This is a genomic window from Pseudomonas sp. EA_5y_Pfl2_R50, assembly GCF_963970475.1.
In the GTDB taxonomy this organism is placed as follows: domain Bacteria; phylum Pseudomonadota; class Gammaproteobacteria; order Pseudomonadales; family Pseudomonadaceae; genus Aquipseudomonas.
Window position 1 is genome coordinate 1 of record NZ_CAXAPT010000016.1, and the last position, 16,955, is coordinate 16,955.

Consider the following 16,955-nt stretch of genomic DNA (forward strand, 5'->3'; position numbering starts at 1 on the left):
CTTGCTCGCGAAAGCGTCGTTTCAGTCGATACATTCATCGTCTGACACACCGCTTTCGCGAGCAAGCCCGCTCCCACATTTGATTTTTGGTGTATCAGATATTGGCGCGCAAGACTGAAGTCGGCAGCGCCTCACCCCGTTCAGCACTCGCTGCCACGGCCTCGATCAACCCGTTCAACGCGTACCCCTGGGCCTTGAGCCAATCCTGATCGTAGTAAGTGTCGGCATACCGCTCGCCGCCATCACACAGAATCGCCACGATAGACCCCGACTCCCCCGCCGCTTTCATCTGCTGCGCTGCCATCAGTGCGCCAATCAGATTGGTCCCGCTCGATCCACCGACATGGCGTCCCAAACGCTGCGCCAGATAGTGCATGGCCGCCAGCGACAAGGCGTCCGGCACTTTGACCATCGCATCGATCACCTTGGGCAGAAACGACGCTTCCACCCGAGGCCGGCCAATGCCTTCGATTCGCGAACCGCACTCCAGGCGCAAACTGTCATCGCCCGTCCGGTAGTAATCGAAGAACACCGAACGCTCGGCATCGGCGCACAACACGCGGGTACAGTGCTGGCGATAGCGCACGTAGCGGCCGAGGGTCGCGGTGGTGCCGCCGGTGCCGGGACTGGAAATCAGCCAGCTCGGCTCTGGATGTTTCTCGTAACGCATTTGCTGGAAGATCGACTCGGCGATGTTGTTGTTCGCTCGCCAGTCGGTGGCGCGCTCGGCGTAGGTGAACTGATCGATGAAGTGGCCGCCATGTTCGCGGGCCAGGCGCTCGGACTCGGCGTAAATCTGTGTCGGATCTTTCACCAGATGGCTTTGGCCGCCATAAAAAGCGATCTGCGCGATCTTCTCCTTCGAAGTCGTCGCCGGCATGACCGCAATGAACGGCAGACCGAGCATGCGCGCGAAATACGCTTCGGAAATCGCCGTCGAACCGCTGGACGCCTCGATCACCGGCGCCCCGGGTTTGAGCCAGCCGTTACACAATGCGTAGAGGAACAGCGAGCGGGCCAGACGATGCTTGAGGCTGCCCGTCGGATGACTGGACTCATCCTTGAAGTACAACTCGATGCCCGCAAAACCTGGCAGTGGCAAGGGGATCAGGTGGGTGTCGGCGCTGCGCTGGAAGTCCGCTTCGATGAGGCGGATGGCTTCGCGGGCCCACTGTCGGTCGTCGCTCATGGTGATGGTTCTCGTTGAATCGGGCAGGAGGTGAAACGGGCCAGGACATTCACTCACCAGCTTAGGAAAAATCCCATGGCGCGCACAGATACAGCTGAGTCTCAATATGTCCGGCAACTGCTAGGCTCAGCGTGGCTTGAGCCAGACACCTTGTAACGACATATAACAAAAAAGAATATAACTTTTGTTTTAACAACCAACGGTACGGGTTAGGGTGTCCCACCTTTTTGACTATTCGATGGAGAGCGACCTTGCCTCTGCGTAGCACTTTCACGCGTTTCTTTCAGTTGGAAGCTGCCAGCGGTCTGTTATTGATCGCTGCGGCCGTCCTGGCCCTGATTATCAACAACTCGCCACTGTCGTGGCTCTACACCGGCCTGCTCGACACCCCCGTGGTGGCGCAGATCGGTGCGTTGAAAATCGCCAAACCCCTGCTGCTGTGGATCAATGATGGTCTGATGGCGATGTTCTTCCTGCTCATTGGCCTGGAAGTGAAGCGCGAAGTCCTCGACGGTCAGCTGTCCAAGCCTTCGCAAATCGTCCTGCCCGGCGCGGCCGCCATCGGCGGCATGCTGGTGCCGGCGCTGATCTACTGGTTCCTCAACCGCGACAACCCGGCCGCCCTCGACGGCTGGGCGATCCCGACCGCCACCGACATCGCCTTCGCCCTCGGCGTACTGGCCCTGCTCGGCAAGCGCGTGCCGGTGTCGCTGAAACTGTTCCTGATGACCCTGGCGATCATTGATGACCTGGGTGCCATCGTGATCATCGCGATTTTCTACTCCGGCGAGCTTTCGACCCTGTCGCTGGGCCTCGCGGCTGCGTGCATCGCATCGCTGGTGGCGATGAACCGGCTCGGAGTGGTCAAACTCGGGCCGTACATGATCATCGGATTGATCCTTTGGGTCTGCGTCCTCAAGAGCGGCGTCCACGCGACATTGGCCGGTGTGACGCTGGCCTTCTGCATTCCTCTGCGCACGAAAAACGCCGAGCCGTCGCCGTTGCTGACCCTCGAACATGCGCTGCACCCGTGGGTGGCTTACGGCATTCTGCCGCTGTTCGCCTTCGCCAACGCCGGCCTTTCGCTGAGCGGCGTGACCGTCGACAGCTTCATCCATCATGTGCCGATGGGCATTGCAGTGGGCCTGTTGCTGGGTAAAACCATTGGCGTGTTCGGCCTGACCTGGCTGGCCGTCAAAACCGGCATCGCCGGCCTGCCCCAAGGCGCCAATTGGGGTCAGGTGCTGGGCGTGGCGATTCTCTGCGGGATCGGCTTCACCATGAGCCTGTTCGTTGGTTCGCTGGCGTTTGAACCGGGCGTGAGTGATTACGCCGGGATGGACCGGATGGGGATTTTGACCGGGTCGATTCTGGCAGCGTTGATTGGTTATGCGGTGACGGCGGCGGCGAGTCGCCGGAATACGCCATTGCCTGCTGCATAGAAAACCTGCGGCGAGGGCTTCCCCCTCGCCTTGCTGATACACAGCGAACTATCCCCACGTCTTTAGCGACGCGTCCTACAGCCACTATTTTCCTGCTTCGTTAACGTTGCGCAGCCCTTTGCGAAGGGCTGTCGACGGATGAACGAAAGGACGATCAGTGGCTGGCAACAAGGACATTCCCCGGGTTCAAAACCCACCGCAAGGCGACGGGCATCACGTCACCTACCGATACATGACGGCCACTGAACTGGCCGAGCGCGACACCAGACAAAACGCTTACGACGCCATGCTGGCGAGGCAAGAGGCTTTCGAGCGCAGCCGTGAGGTGGCGGTTCAAAAGACTGAGCCCCTTCGCGCCGGCTGCGTATTCGCCAAGTCCTGCAAATTGCCGGATGCGATTATCGATTACTCCAGTCCTTCGGGGATGGTGCCGACTGACAGCCTGAAGGACTACGGCGATCTCATACTGCTGGGTGCGCGTGAGGCGGATGAAAGCGGCGCAGTTCCTCTCAAGAAAATCGGCGCAACCGCTATTCCGGCCGGATTTGGCAGTCTGGCACTGGCGGGGTCGATGTTTGAAGCACTGCCTGCTGCTGTATCAAGCGCGGCTGTTGCGCCTTTGGCTGGGTTGGTTGCGCTGTTGATGCCATCGAGCCTTGGTGACACTGCGCTCTATACCGACGAACAATTGCGTGGACTTGAACAGGCGCGAACGCGAGTTCGGTTGAGAGTCGAGCAACAGGCCGATGGCAGTCTGAAGGGCTACGGCTTCTACACCGGCAAGAATCGCGATTGGGAAATGGTTGCTGTCGTGCAGTTCAATTTGCGTGACAGCCAGTTCATTGCTGACTTGGGTGAAGGCGTAGAACTGATCTGGACGCCTGCTGTGGATGGTTCGGACATCCTTGGTATTCCCGCGCTGGAGGCTGCACCGCAGGCACCGCACATTTGGGTGTATCCGCCGACGAAAGCGGCGGATGGGATTCTGGTCAATCCGGTTTATCCGCCGGACTACCGGGATTTTATTCTGGTTTTTCCACCTGGCTCGTTGGTTCAGCCGGTATATATAGTCTTAAACGTTCCTAGAGATTTCAAATACCACCCCGCCCCTGTTTCGCTGCCGGCCTTTCCAGACGTGAAACCTGCACCACTGAAAACCTCCGTTCGCGGTGGAGGAAAAAAGCGAAGACGTTGGAAAGATGCATCGGGGAAAATTTACGAATGGGACTCTCAGCATGGCAAGGTTGAGATGTACACCAAGCAAGGAAAACATCTTGGAGAATACGACCCGAAAACAGGGGAACAAACAAAGCCTGCCGATTCCACAAGGAGAGTAGAAAAATGAAGCATGTAATAGAGGTATTTGATCGAAAGACTGAGGATTTGCTCCTGACCGTAGAGATCGCGGCGCATAACGAGGAAGCATTGAAGGCGCTGATGAACTGGCAACAACCTGAAGATGAGTTCGATGGCTCTGATTTAGACGAAGAGCAGATCAAAGTTTTGGAGGACTGGACTGGAGAAAAGCTCTTGGACGCAACTCATATAGTTCAGTTGGTGTGCATCGAATGACTTATGGCAACTTCAAGCTGAAGCACGCCGTCGAGGCATTTAATAAACGCACAGCTCGGTTAGTTTTCGAGATCCCTGTTCCCGATGGAAACATTGAGCGGCTCAGAGTAATCATGCATTGGGTCAATCCCGAAGACGAAATCTTTGATTATGACCTCGACCAAGAGCAGATAAAGCAATTGGAAGCTTTAATCGGCCGATCTTTCTACGACTCTAAATACAATTTTCAAATGGGTTGTTATGAAAGCGAGTAAATATCCTAAAAAAAAACCCGACCAGTCACCTGATCGGGGTTTTCTTTACCCTGCACTCCGCTTAGTGCGAAACGCGGCTGGTCCCGCCAACGGTGGAGATGCGCACGCGCTCGCCAACGCGGAACACTTCATTCTCCTGAACCTGCTGCACATAGGCACGCATGCTGCCGTCGTCTTCACGCACGGTGATTTCCACGCCCTGGGTACGGGTCAGACCTTCTTCAGTCGCCGAACCGATCAGACCGCCCGCCACCGCACCGATGACCGCAGCAACGATGCTGCCCTTGCCGCCGCCGATGGCGCTGCCGCCGACGCCGCCGACCACTGCACCTGCTGCGCCGCCGATCGGGGTCTTCGTGCCTTCGATCTTGACCGGGCGCAGGGATTCGATGGTACCCATGCGAATCGTCTGCACTCGACGCGCTTCGTCACGGGAGTAGGAGTCACCGGTCAGGCTCGACTGGCAGCCCGTCAGCAACATCGCCATCGTGGAAAAGGAAGCAACCAGCAGAACAGACTTACGCATAGCATCAACTCCAAAAGTACATATATTCATTAAACCCCGTGGCTTGACGCCTGTCACGACGCCGCCCGGACAAATTCGTTTTCATTCAGGTGAGGTACAGACGCGTGCCCGCTGCCTGACGTAGACCCAACATTAGCGCCAAATCCCGGATTCTGCGCCAACGACACCAAGGATTTTCATGGATTACTTCGTTATCGTCGTCACCACAGCCGCCGGCCTGTACTTCCATTGGTGGCTGTACGTTCGGATCAAGCGCTGGATGGATCGCGACCTCGCGCTGTCGCTGGCCGGCGAGGATGAAGGCAAACGCGCCTTCATGATCGAACAGCTGGCGCACGCGCAGGCCAGGAAAATCCGCCGCAGGGACCTGGCGAAGTGGCTTGAGGCCGCTGCGGCAGGCTATCCCGCTCGGTAGACTGCTCAGGGTGCCAGACGTTCAAGAATCCAGCCGGCGTCTTGCAGGCGGTAGTTGAGACGATCATGCAGACGGCTCGGACGGCCCTGCCAGAACTCGATGCGCTCGGGCAGCAAGCGGTAACCGCCCCAGTGTTGCGGGCAGTCCGGCTGGGTATCGCTGAAGCGCTGCTCGGTCGCCTTGAGCAAATCTTCCAGCTCACCGCGACCGTTGATCACCCGGCTCTGCGGTGATGCCCAGGCACCCAGACGGCTTCCCAGCGGACGCACCTGATAATACGCGTCGGACTCTTCAGGGCTGACCTTCACCACGCGCCCCTCGATACGCACCTGACGCTCCAGGGTGGGCCAGAAGAACGTCATCGCGGCAAACGGATTCGCCGCCAGATGCTGGCCCTTGGCGCTGTCGTAATTGGTGAAGAACGTGAAGCCCTGCTCGTCCAGGCCCTTGAGTAGCAGAATGCGGCAATGCGGACGCCCGTCCGCATCCACGGTAGCCAGGGTCATGGCGTTGGCCTCCACCGGCGCCTGTTCGGTTTTGACCGCGTCAGCGAACCATTGGTGGAACAGCGCAAACGGCTCGGCCGGGGCTTGCGCCTCGGTCAATCCATCCCGGGTGTAATCACGACGCATATCTGCCAGAGCCTGGGTCATGGCGCATTCCTTTTGGTTAGCGGATCACTTCTTGGTGGCGTCGGTTGCGGCGACTTTCTTGTCGGTCGCGGCGGCTTTGGCCGGGGTCGTCTTCTTGGCAGGCGCTTTGGCCGGAGCCTTTTTCGCGGGAGCCTTGGCGGCGGCTTTTTTCACCGGGGCCTTTTTGGTAGCGGGCACAGCGGCTTTTTTCGCGGCCGGGGCCGGCGTGACCGGTTTGGCCACTGGCTTGACGTCCTGCACGGCGACCATGGTCGCAGGCTTCGGTGCCGGCATGTTGTATTTGCTCAGCAGGGCAACCATGGTGTTCTGCGGGGTCACCAACAGTTCCACACGACGGTTCAATGCGCGACCTTCAACGCTGTCGTTGGCCGCACGCGGCGCTTCCGAGCCCATGCCTCGCAGCATCAGGCGATCACGCTGCAAACCGCTGAGGCGGAAGATCGCCGCAATGGCCTGGGCACGTTCCTGGCTGAGTTTGATGTTGGCAGGCGCGGCACCACTGGAATCGCTGTGACCGAGCACCAGTACGGCGGTTTTCGGGTCGGCCTCGAGAATTTTGGCCACGCGAGTAAACGGGCCAAGGGTGACAGGCAGCAACATGGCCGGACGATCCGGGTTGAACGAGCCTTCTACCGGCGCAGTGACGACCAGCACGTTTTCACGGCGCTCGAGTTGCAAGTTGCTGTCCTTGACGGCTTCACGCAGGCGCGGCTCGTAATCGTCGAGCCAGGCCTGGGTAACTTTCGGGTCTGGCATCGGCACGGCTTTCGCCGCTGGCTGATCCTTGCCACCGAACGGCCACCACCATTTGCCGCCGGTATCGGCGTCAGCTTTGGCGACGGTGACCGGTTTCTTCGCTTCGGGGGCGACTTCGGCCTTCATGTCCGCCTTGACGGCTTCATCATCGGAACCGAATGGCCAGTACCACGGGCTGCTGCTTTCAGTCTTGGCTACAGGCGCAGTGGCCGCAGGTTTCAGCGGTGCCGGAGCCGGCTCCTTGGCCGCGGTTTTGTCGGAAGAGCCGAACGGCCACCAACTGCCGCCGTCTGCATCGTTTTTCGGGGTCTGTACGCAACCGGTGATCGCTACACACAGGGCCAGGGCGAGGGTCTTTTTAGATGACATTGAAAATCCACAAAATGAAGTAATGAAAAATCAGAGCACTTTCGCCCGGATAAACAGTCGCTTTGAATCGAAAAAACTGACGAGGTTCCGACCCTGGAACCTCGGGTAAAACTTTATAGACAAGTGGCAAGTACCCGCGCGAGCTTCTGCGCGCGCGGGTCCATCAATACGTAAGGCCCCAGGGTATTTGTCACGAAACCGAACGCGACATCATGCTCAGGGTCAGCAAAACCGATGGAACCGCCCGCCCCCGGATGCCCGAATGCCTGGGCGCCGAGTCCGTAGGTCGCGTTAGGCACGTCCGGTTGATCAAGCATGCAGCCCAGGCCGAAACGCGTGCGGGTCAGCAGGGTCTTGTCTTCACCGACGCTGTGTTCGCGGGTCAATTCTTCGAGCATGTCGCTTTCCAGCAGGCTGCCGTCGAGCAAACCGGCGTAGAAACCGGCCAGGCTGCGGGCGTTGCCGTGGCCGTTGGCCGCTGGCTGTTGCATGCGTCGCCATTCCGGTTTGTTGGTGCTGGTGAGCACCGATGGCGGATTGGTGAATGCGCGAGTCGTCATCGCGGTCGGTTCGCGCAGGGTCACTTGCAGCAGGCGTTGTGCGGCCGCGTCGCCGGCATTGCCTTTGCCACGGGCGATGTGAGCCACGCGATGAAATTCTTCCTCAGCCAGGCCGACGTGAAAGTCCAGGCCCAGCGGCTTGGCAACGCGGGCGACGATGGATTCACCCGGCCCGCGACCATCGGCACGTCGCAGCAATTCACCAACCAGCCAGCCATAGGTGATTGCGGCATAACCGTGACCGGTGCCCGGCGTCCACCAGGGGGATTCGGCCGCGAGGGCGTCGACCATGGTTTGCCAATCGTAAAGCGCTTCGGGCGCCAGCAATTCGCGCAAGGCCGGCAGACCGGCCTGATGGCAGAGCATTTGGCGCAGGGTGACGGACTCCTTGCCGGCAGCAGCGAACTCGGGCCAGTAGCGCGCGACTGGAGCATCCAGTTGCAACTTGCCTTCGGCGACCAGTTGCAGGGCCGTGACCGCTGTGAAGGTTTTGGTGCAGGAGAACAGGTTGGCGATGGTGTCGCTGTGCCAGGCTTCGGTGCCATCCTTGTCAGCGGTACCGGACCAGAGATCGAGGACGGTTTCTCCGCCGACCTGAATGCACAAGGCTGCGCCGCGTTCCTGGGGATCGTCGAACAGTGCGGCAAAGGCTTCGCGCACCGCTTCAAATTGAAGCTCGTAATGTCCCTGAATCTGCACCCGCAACTCCCCCGCGAAAACGCTCTACAAAGTGGCCCGCATTGTTCCAGCCCTTGAGGGATTTGGGAACAGCTGCGGGCCAGACGGTTATTTCAGATTTTTGGGTGAAGCGGCTGATGCCTTCGCGAGCAGGCCCGCTCCCACACTGAATCTCGATAGCCCCCAGGATTCCCTGTGGGAGCGGGCTTGCTCGCGAGAACGACGACGCGGTGCCTCAGCACTCAGTGACCATTCCCCGAATGCCCACCCGCATTCCCTGCCCCCGGCCCTTTGCCGGCCTCGCCCTTGCGGCCACCCTCAGTCTCATGACCCGCCGCGGCGGCCGCTTTCTCGGCCTCTTTGCCGAGCTGATCAATCGCTTGCAAGTTGCTCTTGCGCACTGTTTCGACAAAGCCCTGATACGGCAGATCCGTCACCCCGACCAGACCAAAATGCCCATTCTCGCCATCAAGCAAACGTCCGGTCACCGGTTGATCCAGATACTGGAACCAGTGCACGCCGACAATCGATGGCTCGCTCAATGCCTGCTTGAGGAAATTGGCATAGGCGGGGCCACGATCTTCTTCCTTGGCCACCTGCGTGACGCCACCCCAGAACGGGCCGCGGTCGCTGGAGCCGAAGTTGAACTCGGTGATCAGCACCGGTTTGTCCAGGCCCGCCAGTGCGGCGAAGTCATAGCCGTCCTGTGGTTTCAGTGTGTACATGTTGAAGCTCAATACATCGCAATACTGCGCGCAAGAGGCCACCGCTTCCGGAGTGCTGATGGCGAATCGACCGCCGAGCAGCAGTTGGTTGGGCGCATGCCATTTCAGCGAGTCGGAAATGGTCTTGAAGTAGGTATCGGCGAAGACTTTCTGGAAGTATTTGAAGTCAGCCTCGATTTCCGGATGTTCCGGGTTTGGCACCGGCGGTACGAAGCCCGGGTCTTCCATCAGCTCCCACGCCGGCAGATCAATGCCCCAGGCTTTCGAAAGACCAGCCTGATTGCGGTACTTGTCGCGCAATTGCTTGAGAAACGCACGCTTGGCCGGTACGTCGGTGGTCATTTTCAATGTGCCGTAGGCCAGCGCGTAGCGGGACTGCGGATCGTCACCGGGACCGGCCCAAGCCAGTTCATTGTCAGCGTAATAGCCGATCAGCCATGGATCGTCACGATGATCACGGGCGGCAATGGCCACGGCACGCTCGGTGGCCATGGCGAAACGCGGGTCGAAAGGATCAGGCATGCCGCCCCACCAATCGTTGCCGGTGCTGATGCTGGTGTAGTCGCCGACAATCGACAGCGGCAAGGTGTATGGCACGCGTTCAGCGTCGGCCAATGACTCGGCACTCCAGTTGCCGACCGTGTTGAAGCCCCAGGCTTGCAGGCGGTCGAGGGTGTGACTGGCCCATTGCGACGGATCAAGGGCGGCCTTGCAGGGCGCGGCGGCTTTTGCGTTTGTCACCTGAGTCGCATCAGCTTGCGCGGCCTCGGCAACGCCCGCCTTCGGCTCGGCAGGCTCGGTGGCCGGCTCTGCAGCTTTCACTGCCGTAGCTTCAATCGCTTCTGCCTTCGCCGCCTCTGCCACCCCGGATTTGACTTCTGCGTCCACCTTGCACGGGTCGCCGTTCAAGCGCTGCAGGTTGGCCGCGTAAAAGTCATACCAGCGACCGTTGCCGTAGCCACGCCCCTGATCGACGCCGTTGCCGCCTCGGTTATCCCCTTCGCCAAAGTGCCTGGCCAAGGGTTCGTCAGGCTTGGGCAGGGATTCGAACATGTACTCGCGACCGGCCACGTAGGTCTGGTTGACCTCGGGGCTGACGGTGTTGACGCCCAGGGAGTAGAACGGGTGCCCTTGCGGCGTGACCAGATACCAGCGGCCATCGCGTTTTTCCGTGCGGAAAAAGCCACTGGCCTTGAACACGGGGCCTTTGTTCCAGCCACCAAACTTGTCCAGCGAGGCCTTTTCGCGCTCCGCGAGCCAGGCTTTCAACTGTTGCTGTTCCTTGGCGGCAGCGGACTTGAGCTGTTCGTCGTTGCTGATTTTTTCCGGCCACTTGCCGCGGGTCGATTGCCCGTAGGCATCGACCAGATTGCCGTAGACCGCTTGCGTGACCCCACCGCCGTCCTGCACGCCGAACCGTTCCAGCAGCAGGCTTTGCGCGACTTTCGGCTGATCCATCGACAGGCTGACCGAGACCACCTGGCTACGATCAATCTCCCCGCTACTGCTCGCCAGCAGGATGCGTTGACCGTCGACGGTCATCGGCATCGGCGGCCCGGCCTTCATGCCTTGGCTCAACGGCGTTGAGGCCACCAGTGGCACCAGCAAGGTTTGCGCCGGGCCGGCCGGCAGGTCAACGCGGCTGACCAGCGTGCGGCCATCGTTGCTCTGGATTTGCACGTAAACGGTGACGGCCCAGTTCATTGCACTTTGCAGGCGCAGGGTCATCATCCCCGACTGCGACCAGTCCCAGGCACCGCTCTGCGGGGTCAGACGCAAGGTCGGGCGTGCGACGGGATTGAACGTCACCCGGCGCAGCACTTCACCTTCCGGAGTTTGCTCGGCGTTGGCTTGCGGCAGATCAGCGTTCTCGGTGGCGACTTTCACCACATCGGCAGGGCGAACAAAGTTGAACAAGGTCTGCTGCCCGGCGGGCGCGGCGAGCAGCGGCGCGGCAAACATCAGGGCGAATACGGCAGGCAACGAACGGCGGATCATAAGAACGGAGTTCTCCCTAACGACCAGTCAAGGCCAATGGAAAAAAGCATGGCAGAGAGATAGACAGCGCGGCGGGCAAAACTGCCCACCGTTGTCTCAGGATATTTCACGACGGAAGGGTGGCAACGCATTGAGGATCGCCTTGCCGTAGCGCTGGGTGACCAGACGCCGATCCAGCAAAGTGATGGTGCCGCGGTCTTCTTCGGTGCGCAGCAGACGCCCGCAGGCCTGCACCAGTTTCAGCGAGGCGTCGGGCACAGAGATTTCCATGAACGGGTTGCCGCCCCGGGCTTCGATCCACTCCGAGAGCGCCGCTTCGACCGGATCGTCCGGCACCGAGAACGGGATCTTGGCGATCACCACGTGCTCGCAGTACGCGCCCGGCAAGTCCACCCCTTCGGCGAAACTGGCAAGGCCGAACAGTACGCTCGAATCACCGCCATCGACCCGCGCCTTGTGCTTGTTCAGGGTTTCCTGTTTCGACAGGTTGCCTTGAATGAACACTTGCTTGCGCCAGTCGCGGTCGAGGCCGTCGAACACATCCTGCATCTGTTTGCGTGAAGAGAACAGCACCAGGGTGCCGCGCGAGCCTTCGACCAGATCGGGCAGCTCGCGAATGATCGCGGCGGTGTGCGCGGCGGCATCCCGTGGATCGGCCTTCAAATCCGGCACGCGCAACACACCGGCATCGGCGTGATGGAACGGGCTCGGCACCACGGCGGTGACGGCTTTTTTCGGCAGACCGGCACGCATGCGGAAACGGTCGAACGTGCCCAGCGCGGTCAGCGTTGCCGACGTTACCAGGCAACCATAAGCGACGTTCCACAGGCTGCGACGCAAGGTTTCAGCAGCGAGGATCGGACTGGCGTTGACCTCGATGTCGAACAGCGAGCCACTTTCGGCCAGGGTCAGCCAACGCGCCATCGGCGGGCTGTCTTCCGGGTCTTCGGCGGTGAACGCGGTCCACAGTTCCCAGTTGCCGGAGGCACGGGACAACAGGCTGCCGAACAACGGATACCACTCTTCGGCCTGATTGCTGGCGATGCCGATGTTGACCTCGCCATCCATGCCTTCCTTGAGCAGGTCGGTCAGGCGCGTAAACAGATCGTTGAGACGCGAGAAGCCCTTTTTCAGCTCGATGCCCATTTCACGCATGTGTTCGGGAATCACCCCGGCGACAAAACGATGACGCGGTCGCTCACGGCCTTCAACATCTTCGCCGGGCTTGAAGTCGGCGACCTGCTCACAGGCGCTGAACATGAACTGTTGCTGAGCCTTGATCTCCCGCGCCAGCTCCGGCACCTGCTCGATCAACTTGCCGAGATCTCCCGGCAGCGGATGCTGGGCGAGCAGTTTGGTCAGGTTCTTCGCGGTGGTTTCCAGCCAGTCGGACGTGGAGCGCAGGCGCGTGTAATGGGCGAAATGGCCGATGGCCTTGTCCGGCAGGTGATGGCCTTCGTCGAACACGTAAATGGTGTCGCGCGGATCGGGCAGTACCGCACCGCCGCCAAGGGCGAGGTCAGCCAGGACCATATCGTGGTTGGTGACGATCACGTCAACCTTGCCCATGCCTTCGCGGGCCTTGTAGAAGGCGCACTGGCCGAAGTTCGGGCAATGACGGTTGGTGCACTGGCTGTGATCGGTGGTCAGGCGCGCCCAATCGGCGTCTTCCAGCGCATTCGGCCAGCTGTCGCGGTCGCCGTCCCATTTATTGCCGGCGAGCTTCTCGATCATGCTGGTGAACAGCTTCTGGCTGGCCTCATCGACCTCGATCTTGAAGCCTTCTTCTTCGAACAGCTGGGCGGTAGCGGTTTGCGCGTGGCCTTCCTGCAACAGCATGTCGAGCTTGGACAGGCACATATAGCGGCCGCGGCCCTTGGCCAGCGCGAAGCTGAAATTCAGCCCGCTGTTGCGCATCAGGTCGGGCAAATCCTTGTAGACGATCTGCTCTTGCAGGGCCACGGTCGCGGTGGCGATCACCAAGCGTTTGCCGGCCAGTTTGGCGGTCGGGATCGCGGCCAGGCTGTAGGCCACGGTCTTGCCAGTACCGGTGCCGGCTTCCACCGCGACAATCGCGGGGTCGCCACTGCGCCGGCCTTCGTCATCGGTGTCGATATCCCCGAGGACCTTGGCGACTTCAGCGATCATCAGGCGCTGGCCGTAACGCGGCTTGAGGCTCTTGGCCTCTAGAAAACGCGAATAGGCGCCCTGGATCGTGGTTTTGAGTTCAGTGCTGATCATTGAGTGTCGGGCGCAAAAACGCTGGATAAATTTTCAGTGGTTCGGTTGGGCGGCTATCATACCCCGCGAATCGATCCTGCGCAGAACGGAGTACCCCAATGACACCTTTTAGCCTCGTTTACCCGCTGCATGTACTGTCCGCCCTGGTCTGGGTCGGCGGCATGTTTTTCGCCTGGATGGTCCTGCGCCCGGCGGCGATGAAGGCGCTGGACGGCCCTGCCCGGCTGACTTTATGGGTGGAAGTGTTTCAAGGTTTTTTTCGCTGGGTCTGGGTCGCGGTGATTCTGCTGCCGGTCAGCGGCGTGGGCATGTTGCATTTGCAGCAGGTCGGCTTCGAGACCGCCCCGAAATATGTGCAGGTGATGATGGGCTTGTACGTGGTGATGACCGCGCTGTTCATCCGCATTCAGGGGTTGATGCTGCCTGAATTGCGCAGGGCCGTAGACGCGAAGAACTGGCCAACGGGCGCGGCAGTGCTGGGGCGGATTCGCCGGGTGGTGGGAATTAATCTGATAGTCGGGCTGGTGCTGGTGGCGATTGCGGCGGCTCGGCCGATGTTCTGAAGATCAAAAACCCTGGCCCTCTCCCCGAGGGAGAAGGGACTGGATGGGGATACTGGAGAGCTACACCGGCCTGGAGGATTGGCTTTGTGCCCATGATCGACTCGGTTTTTCAGGTCGATGGATAGCCTGAGTCACCTCGGTCGGCCCGCTCTCCTTCCGGGAGAGGGAAGCTTTTACAAGCGTTGCACAGTCACAACACCCGCCGCGCCCACAGGACCAGGCTGACCATCCGCCCCGGCCTTGCCGTTCTTGCCGCCATCGGCGCGATACACCAGGCAGCCCTTGGACTTGCCGCCCTTCCCGGCCTTGCCGCCAACACCCGCCGGGCCACCGGCGCCACCAGCCACATTGACCTTGATCTGCTCGGCCGGAAACTCGCGCGGCACTTCAAGGCGCACCAATCCACCCGGTGCGCCCGGCTGGCCGTCGCTGCCGTTGCTGCCATCAAAACCGTGCCCGGCCGAACCATAGGTGCAGCCCGGGTCTGCACCGTTGCCGCCATCCAGACCGACAAAACCCGGAGCGCCGGTGCCGCCACGGGCATCGACCAACAGTTGCGGCGCACTCAAGGCCTTGAATTGCAGATTCAGATTGCGCCCCGCACGCGCGGCTTTTTCGTAAGTCCCCGGCGCCCCGCGTGCGGTGATCTGGCTGCCGTCGCTCAGCTCTGCGCGAGCGACCTTCATCTCCAAAGCATTCTCGCCCGGGACGATGGCGATACGGGCTTCATGGCCAAGGCGCAATTCACCGACGTTCAGTTCCGTCACGTTGGAAGGAATCAGCAGCGTGCCGTAATCCGCCACTTCCAGCTTTTCCAGCTGCAAGGTGCTGGCGGTGTTGGGCAGACGCATCAGGGAGTTGGCTTCGACACTGACCACCTGGGCACAGGCCAAAGGGCTGATGAATGCAGCGAGCAAGCAGAGTTTACGCATGGGAAGAAGCCTCCGGAGCGGCCGGGGCCGGGATGGTTTGCAGGTGGAAAACGCCAAACAACAGAATACGACCGCGATCACGCCAAGGGTGCGGCCGCCCCTTGAGGCTGCGATTGCACAGCAGCACTTCGAGGACATGGATCAGCAACAGCAGGCCGCCGGCCAGATTGACCAGCAGATGCAGCGGATGAACGAACGGCACCAGCTGATTGGCCAGCACCACGCAGCAGAACAGCAGGGTCAATAAACGCCCCAGCCCCCAGAACACTTTCATACGCTCCCCCGTGTTGCGAATTATTCTTTGGGCGCACAGTAACGGCTTCTGCGGGGGATAAGCCAGAGGGATAAATGAAAAAACTTCGCCAAGCCGCCAAATGGCTGCCGGAATGGCGATGATCGCCCCCGGCAGCTCTAGCTCGCGGACTACAGACCCGTCCTAGCGATTGATGTGCAACTCTACCCGACGGTTTTTCGCCCGCCCCTCTTCGGTAGCGTTATCGGCGACCGGCTCACTCTCGCCGCGCCCTTCACTGGTCAGTTTGTCCGGCGCCAGGCCCTGGCTCAGCAGATAGCCAGCGACACTGCTGGCACGCCGTTCGGACAAAGCCTGGTTGTAGGCGTCCGAACCTTTGCTGTCGGTATGCCCCACCACCTTGATGCTGACCACGTCGGCATTGCGCAATTTGTCCATCAGCGTATCGAGCTGGGCCTTCGCGGCCGGGGTCAGGTCGGACTTGTCGAAATCGAACAGCACGTCGCCAGCATCGCTGAGGGTGATGACTTCCGTTTGCGGCGCAGGCTCAGGCACTTTTTCCGTGACCGGATACTGCGGCAGCGGGCAACCACGGTGATCGACGGGGGTATTTTCCGGTGTGTCGGGGCAACGGTCGCGGCGGTCGAACACGCCATCGTCGTCTTCATCGCCGTCCTGGGCGTAACAGATCAGTCCGCCAGTGAGTATCCCCAGCGCTGCGCCGCCACCGGCCCAGCCGGCACTTTCGATAGAGCCAAGTCCGCCACCGACCAGCCCGCCGATAAGGCTGCAGATCGGCCACGTCCGTTGATTGAGGGGGGCAGTGCCATCGCTGTGAGTGGCGCAACCGGTGAGCAAGCTGCCCAGCAGCAGCACCGGCAAGACGGACCTTGAGAATACAGTCATTGTGAAAGCTCCTGTGTCACCGGCCCATACCGGTTACACAGGAGTAAAGACCCGCATCCGCGACTGCACAAGCCGCGGATGCGAGAGGCCTAGCGGTTGATTTTGATTTCGGTACGACGGTTCTGTGCACGGCCGTCAGCGGTTTTGTTGTCAGCCACTGGTTGGCTTTCACCGGCGCCGGTCACCGAAACGAAGCTGCTTTGCGGTACGCCGCTCTCAACCAGGTACTTGACCACCGAGTGCGCGCGACGGTCCGACAGTTTTTGGTTGTAGGCATCGCTGCCCACGCTGTCGGTGTGACCGGTGACGGTCAGTTGCGCAGTCGAGGATTCCTGTTTCAAGCGAGTGGCGACTTTGTCGAGCACTTGTTTGTCTGGACCGGTCAGCGTGGCTTTGTCGAACTGGAAGTGAACATCACGGATAACAATGGTTTCTTCCTTGACCACTACAGCTTCTTCGACCACAGGTGCAGGTGCTGGTGGAGGGCAACCATCAGCGTCGACCTGTACGCCTTTAGGCGTGCCCGGGCACTTGTCGCGACTGTCCGGCACACCATCGCCGTCTTCGTCGCCATCACCGTGTACCCAGCAATATGCCGCTGCGGTACCGCCGACCAGCAACGCACCGTAGCCGGCCCACGCCGAACTTTCGGTCGCGCCGAGACCGGCACCGACAACACCACCGACCGCCGCGCAGGTCGGCCAGTCGGTTTTCTGCAAACCTGCGCAACCAGTCAACACACTGGTTAGCAGAATCAAGGGTAATGCTGTCCGAACTATGCTCATCTGGTTTTCTCCTGAGGGATCGGCTTAGAACCGATTCAGGGAGTAAAGACCGGAGTTTTAATCTCCGCCAGCAATAGGCCACCGCTGTTTGCGACCGCGTTCACAGGACTTTCGCACTTTTGCCGCAAACCGGCGAAA

General features: G+C 60.5%; 17 protein-coding genes. 6 read left to right on the plus strand and 11 right to left on the minus strand.

Translation table 11 applies throughout. From position 1 onward, the window contains the following. Positions 1 to 94 precede the first annotated feature (94 nt). The gene (locus AACY19_RS23335) at positions 95 to 1,189 is read right to left on the minus strand and encodes a PLP-dependent cysteine synthase family protein (RefSeq protein WP_339453961.1); all 1,095 of its coding nucleotides are present in this window, start codon (positions 1,187 to 1,189) and stop codon (positions 95 to 97) included. A gap of 251 nt (positions 1,190 to 1,440) precedes the next feature. On the opposite strand from AACY19_RS23335, the gene nhaA reads away from it, so the two are divergent. The 4 genes from nhaA (at position 1,441) to AACY19_RS23355 (ending at position 4,457) form a co-directional block, all read left to right on the plus strand. Further along, complete coding sequence (nhaA, locus tag AACY19_RS23340) at positions 1,441 to 2,631, plus strand: Na+/H+ antiporter NhaA (protein WP_339453962.1); 1,191 nt, start codon at positions 1,441 to 1,443, stop codon at positions 2,629 to 2,631. A gap of 157 nt (positions 2,632 to 2,788) precedes the next feature. Continuing rightward, on the plus strand, positions 2,789 to 3,976 hold the full coding sequence (locus AACY19_RS23345; RefSeq protein WP_339453963.1) for a colicin E3/pyocin S6 family cytotoxin: 1,188 nt from the start codon (positions 2,789 to 2,791) through the stop codon (positions 3,974 to 3,976). Next, positions 3,973 to 4,203 (plus strand): DUF7683 domain-containing protein, encoded by a 231-nt coding sequence (locus tag AACY19_RS23350; RefSeq protein WP_339453964.1) that lies wholly within the window; start codon positions 3,973 to 3,975, stop codon positions 4,201 to 4,203. Before AACY19_RS23345 ends, AACY19_RS23350 begins: the two co-directional genes overlap by 4 nt. Then, on the plus strand, positions 4,200 to 4,457 hold the full coding sequence (locus AACY19_RS23355; protein WP_339453965.1) for a DUF7683 domain-containing protein: 258 nt from the start codon (positions 4,200 to 4,202) through the stop codon (positions 4,455 to 4,457). Before AACY19_RS23350 ends, AACY19_RS23355 begins: the two co-directional genes overlap by 4 nt. Positions 4,458 to 4,518: 61 nt before the next feature. Here the strand turns inward: AACY19_RS23355 and AACY19_RS23360 are convergent, their stop codons facing one another. Further along, on the minus strand, positions 4,519 to 4,983 hold the full coding sequence (locus AACY19_RS23360) for an outer membrane lipoprotein (RefSeq protein WP_007969461.1): 465 nt from the start codon (positions 4,981 to 4,983) through the stop codon (positions 4,519 to 4,521). A gap of 178 nt (positions 4,984 to 5,161) precedes the next feature. Here AACY19_RS23360 and AACY19_RS23365 point away from each other — a divergent pair, with 178 nt between their 5' ends. Further along, positions 5,162 to 5,398: a hypothetical protein gene (locus AACY19_RS23365; RefSeq protein ID WP_339453966.1), complete on the plus strand. Its 237-nt coding sequence runs from the start codon at positions 5,162 to 5,164 to the stop codon at positions 5,396 to 5,398. A gap of 5 nt (positions 5,399 to 5,403) precedes the next feature. Here AACY19_RS23365 and pdxH read toward each other — a convergent pair whose 3' ends face one another. From pdxH to dinG, 5 genes are all read right to left on the minus strand, one after another. Beyond that, positions 5,404 to 6,051 carry a pyridoxamine 5'-phosphate oxidase gene (gene pdxH / locus AACY19_RS23370; RefSeq protein ID WP_339453967.1) on the minus strand — a complete coding sequence of 216 codons (648 nt, stop codon included), beginning with the start codon at positions 6,049 to 6,051 and terminating at the stop codon, positions 5,404 to 5,406. 24 nt (positions 6,052 to 6,075) lie between these two features. Beyond that, positions 6,076 to 7,176, minus strand: coding sequence for an OmpA family protein (locus tag AACY19_RS23375; protein ID WP_339453968.1), 1,101 nt, complete (start codon positions 7,174 to 7,176; stop codon positions 6,076 to 6,078). Between the two features lie 113 nt (positions 7,177 to 7,289). Next, on the minus strand, positions 7,290 to 8,435 hold the full coding sequence (locus AACY19_RS23380; protein WP_339453969.1) for a serine hydrolase domain-containing protein: 1,146 nt from the start codon (positions 8,433 to 8,435) through the stop codon (positions 7,290 to 7,292). A gap of 221 nt (positions 8,436 to 8,656) precedes the next feature. Then, positions 8,657 to 11,137 (minus strand): beta-galactosidase, encoded by a 2,481-nt coding sequence (locus tag AACY19_RS23385; protein ID WP_339453970.1) that lies wholly within the window; start codon positions 11,135 to 11,137, stop codon positions 8,657 to 8,659. A gap of 96 nt (positions 11,138 to 11,233) precedes the next feature. Then, positions 11,234 to 13,378 carry an ATP-dependent DNA helicase DinG gene (dinG, locus tag AACY19_RS23390; protein WP_339453971.1) on the minus strand — a complete coding sequence of 715 codons (2,145 nt, stop codon included), beginning with the start codon at positions 13,376 to 13,378 and terminating at the stop codon, positions 11,234 to 11,236. Between the two features lie 98 nt (positions 13,379 to 13,476). Between dinG and AACY19_RS23395 the strand changes: the two genes are divergently transcribed. Beyond that, positions 13,477 to 13,941, plus strand: coding sequence for a CopD family protein (locus tag AACY19_RS23395; RefSeq protein ID WP_339453972.1), 465 nt, complete (start codon positions 13,477 to 13,479; stop codon positions 13,939 to 13,941). 173 nt (positions 13,942 to 14,114) lie between these two features. Here AACY19_RS23395 and AACY19_RS23400 read toward each other — a convergent pair whose 3' ends face one another. The 4 genes from AACY19_RS23400 to AACY19_RS23415 form a co-directional block, all read right to left on the minus strand. Continuing rightward, a complete protein-coding gene (locus AACY19_RS23400; protein ID WP_339453973.1) occupies positions 14,115 to 14,873 on the minus strand; it encodes a collagen-like protein in 759 nt (252 codons plus the stop codon). Then, positions 14,866 to 15,147 (minus strand): DUF1145 domain-containing protein, encoded by a 282-nt coding sequence (locus tag AACY19_RS23405; protein WP_053117797.1) that lies wholly within the window; start codon positions 15,145 to 15,147, stop codon positions 14,866 to 14,868. The genes AACY19_RS23400 and AACY19_RS23405 overlap by 8 nt, the downstream gene beginning before the upstream one ends. A 162-nt stretch (positions 15,148 to 15,309) precedes the next feature. Next, positions 15,310 to 16,032 carry an OmpA family protein gene (locus AACY19_RS23410; protein WP_339453974.1) on the minus strand — a complete coding sequence of 241 codons (723 nt, stop codon included), beginning with the start codon at positions 16,030 to 16,032 and terminating at the stop codon, positions 15,310 to 15,312. An 89-nt stretch (positions 16,033 to 16,121) separates the two neighbouring features. Next, entirely contained in the window at positions 16,122 to 16,817 is a 696-nt protein-coding gene (locus AACY19_RS23415; RefSeq protein WP_339453975.1) for an OmpA family protein, read from the minus strand. Between the last annotated feature and the right edge of the window lie 138 nt (positions 16,818 to 16,955).

Coding starts and splice junctions, on each gene's coding strand:
- pdxH (WP_339453967.1), bottom strand. CDS start 6,051: ATGACCCAGGCTCTGGCAGATATGCGTCGTGATTACACCCGGGATGGA.
- AACY19_RS23410 (WP_339453974.1), bottom strand. CDS start 16,032: ATGACTGTATTCTCAAGGTCCGTCTTGCCGGTGCTGCTGCTGGGCAGC.
- AACY19_RS23385 (WP_339453970.1), bottom strand. CDS start 11,137: ATGATCCGCCGTTCGTTGCCTGCCGTATTCGCCCTGATGTTTGCCGCG.
- AACY19_RS23350 (WP_339453964.1), top strand. CDS start 3,973: ATGAAGCATGTAATAGAGGTATTTGATCGAAAGACTGAGGATTTGCTC.
- dinG (WP_339453971.1), bottom strand. CDS start 13,378: ATGATCAGCACTGAACTCAAAACCACGATCCAGGGCGCCTATTCGCGT.
- AACY19_RS23415 (WP_339453975.1), bottom strand. CDS start 16,817: ATGAGCATAGTTCGGACAGCATTACCCTTGATTCTGCTAACCAGTGTG.
- AACY19_RS23360 (WP_007969461.1), bottom strand. CDS start 4,983: ATGCGTAAGTCTGTTCTGCTGGTTGCTTCCTTTTCCACGATGGCGATG.
- AACY19_RS23365 (WP_339453966.1), top strand. CDS start 5,162: ATGGATTACTTCGTTATCGTCGTCACCACAGCCGCCGGCCTGTACTTC.
- AACY19_RS23400 (WP_339453973.1), bottom strand. CDS start 14,873: ATGCGTAAACTCTGCTTGCTCGCTGCATTCATCAGCCCTTTGGCCTGT.
- AACY19_RS23395 (WP_339453972.1), top strand. CDS start 13,477: ATGACACCTTTTAGCCTCGTTTACCCGCTGCATGTACTGTCCGCCCTG.
- AACY19_RS23355 (WP_339453965.1), top strand. CDS start 4,200: ATGACTTATGGCAACTTCAAGCTGAAGCACGCCGTCGAGGCATTTAAT.
- AACY19_RS23375 (WP_339453968.1), bottom strand. CDS start 7,176: ATGTCATCTAAAAAGACCCTCGCCCTGGCCCTGTGTGTAGCGATCACC.
- AACY19_RS23335 (WP_339453961.1), bottom strand. CDS start 1,189: ATGAGCGACGACCGACAGTGGGCCCGCGAAGCCATCCGCCTCATCGAA.
- AACY19_RS23405 (WP_053117797.1), bottom strand. CDS start 15,147: ATGAAAGTGTTCTGGGGGCTGGGGCGTTTATTGACCCTGCTGTTCTGC.